This window comes from Caldithrix abyssi DSM 13497 (assembly GCF_001886815.1).
Classification (GTDB): Bacteria; Calditrichota; Calditrichia; order Calditrichales; family Calditrichaceae; genus Caldithrix; species Caldithrix abyssi.
In genome coordinates, this window is the sequence record NZ_CP018099.1 from 4,247,021 (window position 1) to 4,261,894 (window position 14,874).

The 14,874-nt window shown below is 36.5% G+C and carries 9 protein-coding genes; 3 read left to right on the forward strand and 6 right to left on the reverse strand.

Annotation, left to right across the window (positions count from 1 at the left end; genetic code table 11):
• Positions 1-6: 6 nt before the first annotated feature.
• Complete coding sequence (locus Cabys_RS16485) at positions 7-2,517, forward strand: ATP-binding protein (RefSeq protein WP_006927289.1); 2,511 nt, start codon at positions 7-9, stop codon at positions 2,515-2,517.
• Positions 2,518-2,598: 81 nt separating this feature from the next.
• Positions 2,599-3,936, forward strand: coding sequence for a sigma-54-dependent transcriptional regulator (locus Cabys_RS16490; RefSeq protein ID WP_006927290.1), 1,338 nt, complete (start codon positions 2,599-2,601; stop codon positions 3,934-3,936).
• Positions 3,937-4,270: 334 nt separating this feature from the next.
• Here the strand turns inward: Cabys_RS16490 and Cabys_RS16495 are convergent, their stop codons facing one another.
• Positions 4,271-6,568, reverse strand: a complete 2,298-nt coding sequence (locus tag Cabys_RS16495) for a response regulator (protein WP_169833728.1) — start codon at positions 6,566-6,568, stop codon at positions 4,271-4,273.
• A gap of 1,063 nt (positions 6,569-7,631) precedes the next feature.
• On the opposite strand from Cabys_RS16495, the gene Cabys_RS16500 reads away from it, so the two are divergent.
• Positions 7,632-8,894 (forward strand): IS256 family transposase, encoded by a 1,263-nt coding sequence (locus Cabys_RS16500; protein ID WP_006926907.1) that lies wholly within the window; start codon positions 7,632-7,634, stop codon positions 8,892-8,894.
• Between the two features lie 96 nt (positions 8,895-8,990).
• Here Cabys_RS16500 and Cabys_RS16505 read toward each other — a convergent pair whose 3' ends face one another.
• The 5 genes from Cabys_RS16505 to Cabys_RS16515 all read right to left on the reverse strand — a co-directional run bounded on the left by Cabys_RS16505 (position 8,991) and on the right by Cabys_RS16515 (position 14,781).
• Positions 8,991-11,876: a type III restriction-modification system endonuclease gene (locus tag Cabys_RS16505; protein ID WP_006927292.1), complete on the reverse strand. Its 2,886-nt coding sequence runs from the start codon at positions 11,874-11,876 to the stop codon at positions 8,991-8,993.
• Positions 11,877-11,888: 12 nt separating this feature from the next.
• Positions 11,889-13,880 (reverse strand): site-specific DNA-methyltransferase, encoded by a 1,992-nt coding sequence (locus tag Cabys_RS16510; RefSeq protein WP_006927293.1) that lies wholly within the window; start codon positions 13,878-13,880, stop codon positions 11,889-11,891.
• Between the two features lie 168 nt (positions 13,881-14,048).
• Positions 14,049-14,216 carry a hypothetical protein gene (locus Cabys_RS20145; RefSeq protein ID WP_006927294.1) on the reverse strand — a complete coding sequence of 56 codons (168 nt, stop codon included), beginning with the start codon at positions 14,214-14,216 and terminating at the stop codon, positions 14,049-14,051.
• Entirely contained in the window at positions 14,209-14,370 is a 162-nt protein-coding gene (locus Cabys_RS20150; RefSeq protein WP_006927295.1) for a hypothetical protein, read from the reverse strand. Before Cabys_RS20150 ends, Cabys_RS20145 begins: the two co-directional genes overlap by 8 nt.
• A gap of 18 nt (positions 14,371-14,388) precedes the next feature.
• Positions 14,389-14,781 carry a hypothetical protein gene (locus Cabys_RS16515; RefSeq protein WP_044280998.1) on the reverse strand — a complete coding sequence of 131 codons (393 nt, stop codon included), beginning with the start codon at positions 14,779-14,781 and terminating at the stop codon, positions 14,389-14,391.
• Positions 14,782-14,874: the final 93 nt, after the last annotated feature.

The window sequence follows — 14,874 nt, forward strand, 5'->3', positions numbered from 1 at the left end:
TTTCAAATGAAAATTAAAATCGCGCCAAACATCAAACTTTATTTGTTTATTGGAGCCATTGCTCTTCTATTGACGCTGGCTGTGCAGCCGATCATTCCCGATTGGTTCACACCATTCAAAGTTAAAATTGAAAAAGACAGGCGCAGCTTTCCCAATCCCTGTATTCAATATCACGACTTTGATCACGACGGCTACAGCGAAATGGCCGCCTTAAAATACCAGCAAAACATCGACGAATCGGCTCTTAAAATCTACGCTTACAATGGCGGCTTAATCGATCAGTGGACCTTTGAAGAACGCTGGCTGCCCAACTCCATGATCTTTGGCGATTACGACCATGATGGCAACGACGAGGTTTACGTCTTTACTAAAACCGCCGATTCCCTGTTTTTGTACGCCATTGATTATCAACAGCCGTCTCGTTTTCTTCTCTACCGAAAATACATTACCCGTTCCCCTAAAAAAAACAAAAAATGGGATCTCCGCCCCATCTCCGGCGTATTTCTGGATTCCGACGGAGACGGCTATGACGAGCTGATTTTTAACGTCATGGCCGGCGCCGCCGCCTATCCCAGAGGCCTGTACAGCTACAGTATTCGCAAACAAAAATTACTACATCAAACTGTAAAGAGTAGCGCTTTTCTGGCCAACCCTGAAAAAGTGAATGTCAATCACAACGCCTTTATTTTAATGAAAGGTAGCTTCGCATCAAGTAATGCCGAGGCCGTCACGCCCTTTTCCGATCATTCTTCCTGGTTAACAGCTTTTGACAGCCGGTTAAATTTTGTCTTTCCGCCGGTAGAATTCCCCTTTTTAAAATCAGAAATCATCGCCCTGCCGTTTGGTTTACAAAATGAACGGATCATTGTTCTACTGATCAACAAAAGCAAGGTGCGGCCATTTGCCCGTTTAATGCTCTTTAATTGGCTGGGGCAGGAACTCAAGCGTCTTGATTTGCGAGGAACGGACTGGGCGCTCGTTCAATCAGGTAAAAATCCTAAAAAAACCATCTTGATTGACAAAAAACATCAACGCCTTTATCAGGTATCGTCGACGCTGGAACTTAACAATCCCATCCAATACCCGATCTACTTTAACAGCGTTCTTTTTTCCGATTTAAACTTAGATAAAAACCTTAAATTTGAATTATTAATGCGTCATGAAAACAGACTGCAAATATTCAGCGCTGATTTTCAACGGTTTGTTCAAATCCCAATACACAATTTTTTTAAAGGATTTTACAACATTTCAATCAAAGAAAACGGCGAAGGGCCCGATCAACTTTATTTGCAATGTGGAGACGAAAAATACTTTTTGAGTTATCATTTAAACCCACTTTATCCATATCGATTTGCCAGCCATGTCGCCTGGTTTTTGTTCCTCTTTTTGTTGGTTTACGCCGGCGTTCAGGTTTATAATAATTTTTCAGCCTACCGAACAACTTTACACTCCATCTTAAGCAATCCGGATCGCGGAGTGATGTTGTTAACTCCCAATGGTAAAATCAAATTCATGAATCATACCATCATCGATCAATTTAAATTGGGAATTACCGAATATAAAGAGCGATCCGTATTTGAACTGTTTGCCGAATATCCTTCATTCATTAATGTTGTTCAGAACTTATTAGGGAATTCAAAAAAAATTCGTCAGGACCTGTCAATCAATGAAAATAACGCCCATTTAAAAGCTTTGCTCTACGCCAAACCCATTCAGGTTCTATTTGGTTTTATTCATGGCTATTACATTGAAATCAACGACTATTCCCGGCCCATTGAAGACGATCGTCTAAAGAGCTGGAGCAAAACCGTACAAAAAATGGCGCACGACATCAAAGCGCCGTTATCTTCAATCAATTTAAACATGGCCACACTCAATTTGAAATTAGCCGATTTAGCTCCGAAAACTTATACGATTATTGAACCCGAGCTTAAATTAATTTTACAAGAAATCAATCGCGTAAAACAAAAAACCATTAATTTTTTAAAGTTCACCAATCTGGAAAGGCCAAAACCAGGCTGGGTGCGCGTGGAGGATTTAATTCGACAAACCATTGCCGTGTTCAAAAGTTATTCTGAACAATCGGTTCATTTTTATCTTGATTTTTCTTCAGATGTTGATCGCATTTATGTAGATGAACAGCAGATCCAGATGGCTCTTCAGGCTATTATCGAAAACGCCATCGATGCCATTCGAGCCAGAGGGGCTATTGCTATTACCGTTAATAAAGTCGATGCGGTGCATGATCGATTTAACGCTTATGTGGAAATCGATATCGCCGATACTGGCCCCGGCATTCCTCAGGAAATCAGGGACAAAATTTACGAGCCCTATTTTACCACTAAAAAAGAAGGAACCGGCATGGGACTGGCCATTGCTAAAAAAATTATTCAAGAACATCATGGTGAAATCTCTATTTATTCAACAGAAAATTTTTCGACCATCGTTAAAATAATGTTGCCAATGAGCAACCATGATGCCTCCCGGCAACAAAATGAAACGAATGACCGGAGCTAAATCTCGATTAACGCCTATTTAAAAATGGTATATTCTTTGCAAAGTTTTTTATCTAACAAAAATTAAAATCGGGGTGTCTTGATGTATCGAATTTTAATTGTTGACGATGATGAATATTTCTTACAATCCCTAAAAAATTTATTAGTGTATAAAAAATATGAAGTGGAAACCTGCGCAAATCCCATTATGGCGCTGGACTACTTAAAAAAATCCACCTATCATCTGGCCTTTTTAGATGTAAAAATGCCCGGCATAGACGGGCTTGAGCTCCTCGAGAATATTCGCGGTTTCAATAAAGATATCTCCGTAATAATGGTCTCGGGACAGAGTACAATTTCTATTGCTGTCGAGGCCATCAAAAAAGGAGCATTCGATTTCATTGAGAAACCGGTAGATCCGGAAAAATTACAAATCACTTTAAAAAATGCCCTGGAACGACAGATCCTCTACGAAGAAAAATCACGTCTGATGGCCGAAATAAAAAGCAGATATAAAATCATTGGTTGCAGTAAAGCCATAGATAACGTCATCAATACCATAGAACAAGTAGCGGCTCTAAATGCTAAAGTTTTAATCACGGGTGAAACGGGCACCGGTAAAGAATTAGTGGCCAGAGCCATACACCTGACCAGTAATCGTTCTTCCGGCCCCTTTATAAAACTAAATTGCGCTGCTATCCCCACTCACCTATTAGAAAGCGAATTGTTCGGACACAAAAAGGGCGCATTTACCGGCGCCACCTATGAACAATTAGGCAAGTTTCAGGCGGCAAACGGCGGCACGCTTTTTTTGGATGAAATCGGCGATATGGATTTGACCTTGCAGGCGAAGCTTTTACATGTATTACAGGATAACGAGTTTATGATGGTCGGCTCCAATAAGTACGTGAAAGTTGACATTCGGATCATTGCCGCTACAAACCAGAATCTCTTTCAACTAATTAAAGAAGGTAAGTTCAGAGAAGACCTTTACCACAGATTAAATGTCTTCAATATTAAAATCCCGCCATTGAGAGAACGCCCGGAAGATATAGAACCGTTGGCCCGACATTTTTTACGTGAATTTGCAGACACTTATAATAAAAAAATAATTGATTTTACCCCTCAGGCGCTGGACGAATTGAAACGCTATTCCTGGCCCGGCAATGTGCGCGAATTAAGAAATGTAATCGAAAAGACCGTTGTCTTTGCCCGCGGTTCTTTAATTGGGCTGGAAGAATTACAGCAACAAATGAGCAGCCCCCAGCCCGTAAAAGATGTTTTGTTTTCCGGTTCTCTTAAAGAAGAGCTGGAGAATTGCGAACGAAAAATCATAATGAAAGTTTTAGATCAAACCAATGGAAAAATCAACGAAGCGGCAAAAATACTGGGCATTAACCGCACATCTTTATATAAGAAAAAAAAGCGGCTGGGTATATGATGATTTCTGGCTGGTAGTACGCCAGAGAATGCAATTAAAAACTATTCATTAGAGTTCTGCAAAATGCACATACATGTCATTTCGAATCCCGATTTATCGGGATGAGAAATCTTCTAACTTCAACAAAAACAAAAGATTTCTCGTCGCTCCGCTCCTCGAAATGATACTAAAATTTACATTTTGCAGAACTCTAACTATTCATAAGTATGGAGAGTTTTTGTTAGTGTATTTTTAATTTCCGCGCTCCATTGCGCACATTTCTTCCCTCTAACAAGCCCTCTTGCATCCAGTTTAAGGCATTCCTGAAGACAGGTTTCAGGTCAAAAACATGCTATCACGCTCCTGAAGTTGCCTTCTTCTTTTTTAAAATTTTCTCGCCCCAGGCGGCAATAACCGCTTGAATCTCTTCCAGATCGATGGGTTTGCTTACGTAATCATCCATGCCCGCATTTAAACATTTTTCTCGATCGCCCTTCATGGCATTGGCGGTCATGGCAATGATTACGGGGCGTTCATTCTCCGGAAAGTTCTGAATAATCTGACGCGTGGCTTCCAAGCCGTCCATTTCCGGCATCTGCACATCCATAAAAATCAGGTCGTAGCGCTGTTGCTTTAAGGCCTCAAGCACCTCCAGGCCGTTGGCTGCCAGGTCGGCCGTATAGCCCATTTTAGCAAGGACCTTTAAACCGAGCTTCTGGTTTATGGAGTTATCTTCGGCCAGTAAAATTCTTAAAGGATATTTACGAGCAAACGTCTCGTCAAGAGTCGCTTCCGATGCCGACCATTTTTCTTGAACAGAAGGCTTACGGTTCAACGCCTCCAGCAGGGTGTTGTACAATTGAGATTGCTTTACGGGTTTGGTTAACAACGCGTCAAACATTTCAGCCTTTTCTTTTAACTTTGGCGGTTTGCCCAGAGAACTGAGCATGATGAGAGGTAATTCTTCTTTTGAGTATAACTTACGAATTTCTGCGGCCAGCTCCACGCCATCCATTTCCGGCATCTGCATATCAAGAATAGCCAGATCAAATTCCGTTCCGTTTTTCATAATTTCAAGCGCTTCCCGGGCAGTGGCAGCCTCCTGTACTTTCATTCCCCAGCGCTGACATTGAAGTTTAAGAATACGCCGATTGGTCTTGTTATCATCCACCACTAAGACGTGCACGCCTGTCAGCTCAGGAATTTTAATGTTCAGGTATTTTTTAGGCAACGAAGAGGCCGCTTTGGCTTTAATGGTAAAATAGAATGTCGAGCCTTTGCCCACTTTACTGGTTACCCAAATGCGTCCGCCCATCATCTCGACAAGACGTTTGCTGATGGCCAGCCCCAGGCCGGTGCCGCCATATTTTCGAGTGGTTGAAGAATCAGCCTGAGTAAAAGCATCAAACAATTTATTGATTTTATCTTCCGCAATGCCGATGCCGGTATCTTTTACGGAGAATTGTAATTCTACCGTGTCGCCATCCTGCGCAATCCGGCCCACGTTAATAAAAACTTCGCCTTTTTGCGTAAACTTAACCGCATTGTTGATCAAGTTGACCAGAACTTGCCGGAGTCGCGTAATGTCGCTTTCAATATAGGTCGGAACATCGGGTTCAATAAAATAGACCAGATCCAGATTTTTCTCTGCCGCCTTAGGGGCCACAAGGTCCAGGGCCTCTTCAATGCAAGTCTTTAATTCAAAGGGCTGGAACTCCAGGTCCATCTTGCCCGATTCAATCTTGGAAAAATCCAGAATATCATTGATGATCGTTAACAGGCTTTCGGCGCTAATGCGAATGGTTTGAACATACTCTCGTTGTTCTGGCGTTAGCGGCGTTTGCATGAGTAAACTGCTCATGCCCATTACGCCATTCATCGGCGTTCTGATTTCGTGACTCATAGAGGCCAGAAAGTCGCTTTTGGCAATGTCGGCGGCTTCCGCGGCTTCTCTGGCTTTGATTAATTCTCTTTGCTTTCGCTCGTTAAATATTCCAAAAAAGACAATGGCCAGCGTCCCAATAATACCAAATAAAAGATGGATTACAATGAGAGGATAATTTAGATGCAACGGGACGGAAGGGAGAGTAATACTGATGCCGCCTCGCACATCCCCTAAACGATACCCTTGTTTGGCATGACATTTCAAACATTCCTGACGTGTAATCAGCGGAGCCATGTAACGAAAGACTTTGACAGAATCATTCTTAAAAAACTGTCCTGTTTCTTTCAGGCCCTTTTCAAACTTTAAAAGCGCCTGCCTTTCCCATTCATCGGCTTTATTATTGGGGTTTAATGGTTTTAAGCTGGTGATATGAAATTGAACGCCATCTTTCTGTCGGGCGATCTCCGATATCTGGCGCGTCATAAACGCGGGATTAATTTTGGTCAGTTGCAGGCCATTGGTGGCGGTGAGGTCTCTCAGCGGGTCGTCTAAATATGGATTCGGCCTGGTGTGCTCATCGATGGGAACGTAAACGCCGCCGTGTAAAGCATTCCAGCTACGAGTAAGCAGGATTTGCTCAAAAAAAGCCCTGGCCCCATGCATGGTTATTTGTATCTGCTTACTGCGATCATTGATCAGATTCCAGACCAGCGAGATGCTGATGGTGGCAAGCCAGATGATGACGCCGATGACGATATATCTTTTCATTATCCCGGTCTTTTTAATCTGGTCTCCGATTTTTTTCATTGATAATAGCTGCATTTTAAGCCCCGAATGTAAAGCCTTATTTTTTTCATCCGCAAATTTCAAAGTTCGGGGTAATGTCAATTTTCATTTCCGGATTAAACAGACGTCAATCTTTAATCGATTAACTTTACCTGACGATCTTCAACGAATGTTGTTCTTCACCTATTTTATCTTTTACGGTGAAGACTCCCCTTCATACCATTAAGATATTCGGACGTTAATCATTAAAACTTAGTGCAAACGCGCTTATGTACAAATTAGTAACCATCGAGGAAGGCTTAAATTCTGAACCAGGATTTGCCCGATTTCTGGAATAACAGGATTATTTTTTCTGCATTCCAAAATTTCTCTTTAAAATGTGAAGCAAAGCTTCACTGGTGAAAAAAATCAAGAAAATCCTGTAATCCTGAAAATCAAGGTTCAAAAACCAGTAATGAATGATGACTAAACGCTTTGGCTTGAGAAGGAAACTCATTACCTGACACGCATTCACAATACTCTTTGCCCGCTAAAGAGTCAGAAGTTTTGAAGGAAATATAATCAAATTCCTTCTGTGCATTTTTTCTCGAAGATTAAGCAGATCAACGCTGATTATAAAAAAATATTTAAGTTCTGAACAAAGTTTCTTTATTAGAAGCTATGCGAAAAACTATACGACATGTTTAATCCCTTTATTTAAACAAAATTCACGCCCGACAAATCGGGATAAACTTCAGCGAGAATATCTAAATAAAAAGTTTAAACCCTTTTTAGTCAAGTCTAATATTTTGTTTCATTAATTGGGTTGAGATTATTCATGAGTCCAGTATAAAAACAACTAATTTCACGAATGAACACGAATATATTTACTGTAATTAAAATAAAAACAATAGTCCCAGTTAAATGAAAATCTATAATAATACATTTTTATAGTGGATCAAGTCCTTAAATTTGTGTAAAAAAGAAAAAAGTGAAAAATTGCCACATCCTTCCTAACTTTGATTTTTTTCAAAAAAAAAAAAGAAAAAAAAAGAAAGGAAAGGATATGGCAAAGACACAAAGAAAAGATAATGGTTTGGTGAGAGAAATTCAAAATATTTTACTAGAAGATGAAGATTTTTTAAGAAGAATCGTTCAAGAAAATTTACAGAAGATATTGGAATCAGAGTTTGAGGATTATATACAAGCAGGACGTTATGAGCGTACAGAGCATCGCAAAGGCTACCGTAATGGGATATACAGAAGGACATTAAAGACGCGTGTAGGTGTGATAGAGTTAGAAGTAGTAAGAGATAGGGAAGGAAATTTTAAGACAGAACTTTTCAGACGTTATCAACGAAATGAGAAGGCCTTGGTGTTATCCCTAGTAGAGATGTATCTTCAGGGGGTATCCACCAGGAAAGTAAAACGAATAGTGGAGCACTTATGTGGAACGGAGATATCAAAAAGCACAATCAGTAACTTATCAAAAGAATTGGATGAGAATATTAATAAATGGCGTAACCGCCCCTTAGATAAATCATATCCTTATTTAGTTATAGATGCACGATATGAGAACATACGAGAAGCAGAAGCCGGAGTAATTGGGAAGGCGGTATTTGTGATAATAGGGATCGATGCGCAAGGTTATAGAGAAATACTATCGGTAGAAATAGGAGATAGCGAGCGAGAGGATACATGGAGTGAGATATTTAGGAAATTAAAAGAGCGGGGATTAAAAGGCTTAAGCTATGTTGTATCAGATGATCATAAGGGACTTGTAAAAGCGGTAAAGCGAGAATTTCAAGGCATAAGATGGCAACGATGTCAAGTCCATTTTATTCGCAATTTTATGGATAAAATAGGCAAGAAGAATAGCAAGGAATATTTAGAGATGTTGAGAGATGTTTTTAATGCGCCGGAAATTAAATCGGCCAGAGAAAGGAAAGAAGGGCTAGTAAAGAAATTAGAGGATAAGAAGCCGTCGGTAGCAGACTGGTTAGATAGAGAGATAGAATTTTGTTTCACAGTTTACAGTTTGCCCATAGAGCATCGAAAGAAGATGAAGTCGACCAATATGATAGAACGGCTAAATGAAGAGATAAAAAGGCGCAGTAGAGTTGTAAGAATATTCCCAAATGATGAATCCTGTATTCGTTTGATAGGAGCAATATGCATGGAGAAATCGGAGGAATGGCAAAGTGGTCGAAGATATTTAAATATGAGTATTGAGAATGAAGTAGAAGGAAAAAAGGAGCCTGACTGCGTGCGTTCATGCAGAGGCAGGGATGTAAAGACAGAGGTCTACGAAATGGCGAACGCGGTGTAACCTCCATTCCGCTACGCTCCATTCCGGTTACACCGCTGGTCCTTGGTTAGGAAGGAATTTACACAAAAAATTAGGCTTGACTTTATAGAGGTGGACTCATTCATAAATATCTTTTATCAATTCTTCAATCTTTTTATTGCTAAATTGTGTTTTAAATTTAATCTTTACTTTATCTCCAAAAAGTTTTTCGGCATGTCTTATTTTTTGCAATTCTTCTTTTATTAATGATTCTTCTTCTTTATTTTTTGTTTCAACTAAAAAATAAAGTTTCTTATCTCCATTTTCATAATTCAATACATAAGCGAAATCCGGCGAATAGCTTTTGCCTCCAGCAACAGGAATTTTAATTGAATTTTTTGGTATCTTGGTAAATACAACTACCTCTTTAATATTGGTTTTAATGTTATCTTTTTCTAACTCCGAATCATAAAATAAATCTTCAAGAAAATAATTCTTAGCAACCTTATCTTTTGAATAAAGAATTCCTATATCAGAAGCGTCTACTTCTTTTATAGGATCGCCATATATATCGGTAAACTTCGTAGGATGTATTACATTAGTTACTTTTTGATATTCAATGCCAAATTTATCAATCGCATTGAAAAGTAAGTATTTATCAAATTCATGTTTTATTGCTCTTAAAGTAGAATAATTCAAGTATCTATTAATGTCAATTTCATTTTGCACATATAAAAACGATCGATGCAAGGTTTTGATGTTGGCGTTTAGCAGCTTCGACAACTCTTTTAAAAACTCAGAATACTTCATTGTAACAACTGGTATCACTTCATCTTTCAATACAGAAATTTCTTCGTCTGCGGCAGCTTGGTTGTCTTTAATTGTCAATTTTATTTTTCTTTCCTTTATATTTTCTTCATTGAAAAAATCTTCGTTATCTTTCAAAAAATTTATAAACATTTCTTTAAAGGTATCTTCATTTTCAAACTTATATTCAAGTATCACTTTTTCATTTAACTTTTCCCATAAGGCTTTTAATTCAGGATATTTTTCTATGCGCAAAGTAACTTTTTTCTTTTTTTCCGTTGCTTTTTTTATTTTATTTGATACCACACCGTCAAATATCAATGGAAAATTAGCTTTAATAAAAGCAAAACCGTTTTCTTTGAATTTATTTGAACGGGTTATCACATTTTTTTCGTCTAAAAATTCCAATAGTTCGTCTTCATTGCCGAATTGATCGTTGTAAACTTCTAAAATCTTTTTAATCATTTCTTTAGTTAATTCTTTGGCATCATCGGTTATCGGTATTGCGTTGGATTTTTCGTTGATTTCATTTACGAGCCTGTCAACAAAATCATTTTCCGTAAAATCAACATAATAATTCAAATAAAATTGCTCTCCTTTTACTCTGTTCATGTATTCGTTTACAGGCAAACGCAAGCCTCTCCCAACCTCTTGCAGTTTTGAAATCTCGCTTCCGCTGCTTCTTAACTTACATATTTGAAAAACATTTGGATTATCCCAACCTTCCCGTAAGGTCCACTTTGAAAATATAAACCTTCTTGGATTATTTAAATCAAGAATTGCTTCTTTATCATGCAATATTTCGTTAATCTCTTTTTCTATTGCCTCATCTTTTTCGGTGTTGTCTTTAGAAAAATATCCACCATGAGTTAAAGACAAATTTTCAATGGTTTTTTTCAAATATTCTTTGTAAAATTCACTGGTTTCTGTTTTTAATAACTCTTCGGCGTAACTTTTTATATATTGTTCAACAGTTGTTCGAACATATCCGTCCTGTTTTCTGTATTCTTCAATATTGTCAATAAAAAACAATGTCAAAGGTTTTATTCTTACGTCTTTAGTTAACAATTCTTTTTCCAACTTAAAATGATTCTCCACTGCATTTTTAATCATTTTTTCCTGCAATGTTTCGGAATAAGAATACGGATTTAATTTATCTCCTCTTTTAAGCGATAAACCATTGGATAATACCACCTCTGATTTGTTCAAGTTTTCTATATACAAGTCGGTCATTTCAGGATGAACAATACTTAAACTCTGTTTTTTGACTATTTTGTATTGTTTCCTTTTTTTGTTTTCAATGAGTTCAAAAGTTGCTTCTTTGCCGTCTGTGTTTACTAGCCTGACAATTACATTTTTACCAATCTCAAACTCCTCAACATAACCAATTACACCTTTTACCAAATTGTTGTTAAAAGCATCAACCGCCGTGAGTGTGTAAATAAGATTTTCGTATTCCTTAAATGTAGCTCCAAAGCGAATAATGTATTGCGACTTTAGAAGTTGAATATTTTCCCAGGTTTTGTTTCCTTTTGCAAATTTGTGTGGCTCATCAATAATTACAAATGGCTTAACCTCTGCTAAAGCATTAAAAGGAACCGTGTATTTATCAAAAAGTGTTCTGTCAAAACTCTTTTTCATTGTATCGGAATTAATCATTCCGGCATTTATCAGTAATACTTGAATTGAATTCATATCAAAATCGATACTATTAACAAAATTACTGACTGCCTGGGGCATATAGCTTTTTTTGTTCTTGTTGTTCTTTTGGCTCTCAACAACGTACAAATTGATGGTTTTTCCATATTGCTCTTTGAAATGTTCTCTTGCCGAAGGTGATTTGAGAAAATTTATAGTTCCTGCTTTGATTGATAGCGTAGGAACAACAATAATAAACTTAAAAATACCGTAATTTTTGTTCAATTCAAAAATGGCTTTGGTATAGGTATAAGTTTTTCCCGTTCCGGTTTCCATCATTATGTCAATGATATTACTGTCGGATTTAGGCGGTTCGGTTATGCCGTTTTCCTTCTGAACATGTAAAATATTACTAATATATTTTTTCTTATCTTCGCCCCTATTGTTTATAACGGGATTAATATATTGCCTGTTTATGCCTTGCGGTTTTTCAATTGTCAATCCTTCAAAAACGGATATTATACTTTCAACCGCTCTTGTTTGATGCGGCAAATTTTTTTCAAAATTAAAACCTTTCATAGCACCGTCTCTTTAATATCTGGTAATAACATCAATATCAATCTGTTTTTTGTTGGAATAACTTTTAATGTTTTCGTTTATCTCTCTTAGTGATTTGCTGTCAAAATTATAGCCGAAAAGAATAATCTTTATGGGATTGAAGTTTTTATCCGTATCAATTTTTTCAAGCAGTGCTTTCAAATGATTTGTTTTCCAACCTTTGTATAATAAATATAAATTGCAGTCTATATAATAAGTTTTATAGCCGTTAATATCAATCTCGTGCGGTTTTTCGGTTAACTCTATTCCGTCATAAACCTGCCAGGTTATAAGTAAAGATTTAATATCATCTTCTGTAAGCTTCCCTTCGTCAAACAAACTTGTTTGTTCGGTAAGTTTATCGTTTTCTTGTAAATAATCTTTCCATAAAGGTATTGTTTCAAAAATCTTAAATCCTAAATCCTGATTTTTAAGATTTTCAATTTCTTGTTCTAGTGAAGCGATTTTTTCTTCATTATCACCAAAGTTTAATTGACTTTCAAGTTCCTTTATTTCTTTTTCTTTTGCTTTGATTTTTTCGTCAATTTCTGATTTTATTTTTTTTGCTGCTCTAATAAGGCGCTCTTTGCAAATTTCAAAAATTGTAGGTTCTTCAACTCCTAATTCATCTTTTACAAAATCATAAGCTGTTTTGTTCTTTTTCGGGTCAATAGGTTCAGGAAGTTGTACAAGGATATACTTGCGGTTGCCACCATCTTCGGCGTTAAGTTGCATGACAGCCTCACCTGTGGTCCCACTACCGGCAAAAAAGTCAAGATAAATGCAGTCAGTACATTCAATCAAACTTATAAGGTATGAAATTATTCTTGATGGCTTTGGATAATCAAAACATTGTATGCCATTGAAAAGATTTTTAACCTCCTTGCTACCTCCCGCTGTAGTTGAACTATTTTCACCTGAAATTATTGAATCAACAGCGGAAAAGGTTTTATGCCCTTTTTTTATTACTTTGTAAGCTTCAAACAATCCATCTTCTCGCCTTTCAAATTCGACAAGACCATTTGAAATAAGTTTTTTCATTTCTTCTTTTCCTACTCGCCATCTTCCATAGGTCCCATCAGGTTTTATAGGGTAGACTTCTATCCCATTTGGCCCAGGTATAGGATAGTACATAGAGGGTCTATCTTCTTTACTATCACCTTGCCCCCATTGTCGTAACCGTTCTCTTCCCCCATTGCTAATTTTCACATCTCGTTTAAAAGAAATATTTCTTTTCATCTTAGCATAAGTTAATACATACTCATGGATTTGAGCAACCTGATCTGCGGTACCTCCTTTACCTAATCTTGAACGCCATACAAACTGAATAACAAAATTCTCCTCTCCAAAAATCTCATCCATCAAAATTTTTAACTGTGCCACTTCATTATCGTCAATGGAAACAAAAATCACTCCGTCTTCTCTAAGTAGTTGCCGTGCAATATAAAGCCTTGGATACATAAAAGTAAGCCAGGCGCTGTGAGAATTACTTTTGCTGTTTACAAAATCAAGTATTCGTTTTGCTCTCTCTTCATCTATTCCGGCAAGTTCCATAAGCTGCGGTACTGTAAATTTTCTGTCGTCTTGATATACAAAACCGTCGCTACCAGTATTATAAGGCGGGTCAATGTATATCATCTTTATTTTTTCGTAATAAGCGTTAACCAAATGTTTTAAAACTTCAAGGTTATCGCCTTTTATAAGTAAGTTTTGAGAATTTCTGTTTTCTTCTTTTTGATTAAACGCTTCGCTTTCCTTAAGTAATGTCCGCACAGGATCTGTTGCCAATACTCTTGCATAATTCTTGCCCAGCCACTCCAGGCCATAGCTTTCTTTTGAGAGATTTATTTCGTTTAATTTAATCTCTTCATTGAATTTTTCTATATTAAAATTTCCATCTTTGTCAAAACAATGCGGGAAATGTTTTTTTAGAATATCAATTTTATCAGGCATTCTTTGTTCGAAAATTTTTTCTGTTTTTTCCATTCTACAGCCTCTTTTATTTATTTGCCCCTAACGTTTGTGTATGTTAATTGTTTTTATATGACCAAATTTTTGGGTAAATACAAATATTTATATTTTTCTAAAACAATAAAGTTAACTTCATTTTTTAGGTCTTTGTAAATTCTAAGGTTTTTGGTTTGTCAGAATTAGTTAATCATTCTTATTATTTAAATTATTTTCATTTTCTTTAGAACCTTGCGGATTAGTTTTAGGTTTTGGTTTTAAATTTTCAATACCAGCTAAACTTTTTTTGTTTGTTTTAGAAGGTTTTAAATTAGACAAATCAGTTTTAAAAATATTTTTCTTGACTTTATTCATTTTTTTCTCCTTCTGATGTAGTTGTCTTTGTTTCATTAATATTTTGCTTATTTTTATCAATTGGTTTTTTAATATTAGAAGGCTTTAAAATATTAATACCACTTAAGCTATCTTTTTTTATGTACTTATTGTTTGTATTTTTGTTTTCTTCCATTAGGACTCCTAAAATATTTTAAAATGTACTAACAATGGCAATAATAAAGGATATTAAAATAGCAATTATAAAACAAGTGATTGATAAAATATCTAAAAATTTTAAAAAAGTTCCATTATTATCATTTTTTTCATTTATTATATTTTCTAAATACTTAGAATTCAGGCTAAATATAGTTATTGTACTTATTAATACAATAATAAAAAGAAATATTGCAGAAAAATATAAATATTTTATACCTATATCAAGATTTTTGGTAGTTGTTAGTAATGTAATAAGAAGTCCTATACCACCGGCGGAAAGGGTTAGCAAACTTTTGTCTTTTTCCATTCTAGTGTTAATCCATCCTTGAACAATTTGTTGATAATATGAGTTCTCTTTTTCTTTATTGCTTTCATTATTATTATCCATATTTTCTCCATTAAATTAAACCACTTCTTAATAGCATAATGATCAAGCTCATCTGTCGCTATGGTGCGCCAGATGAATAGCGGTCACGCGGAA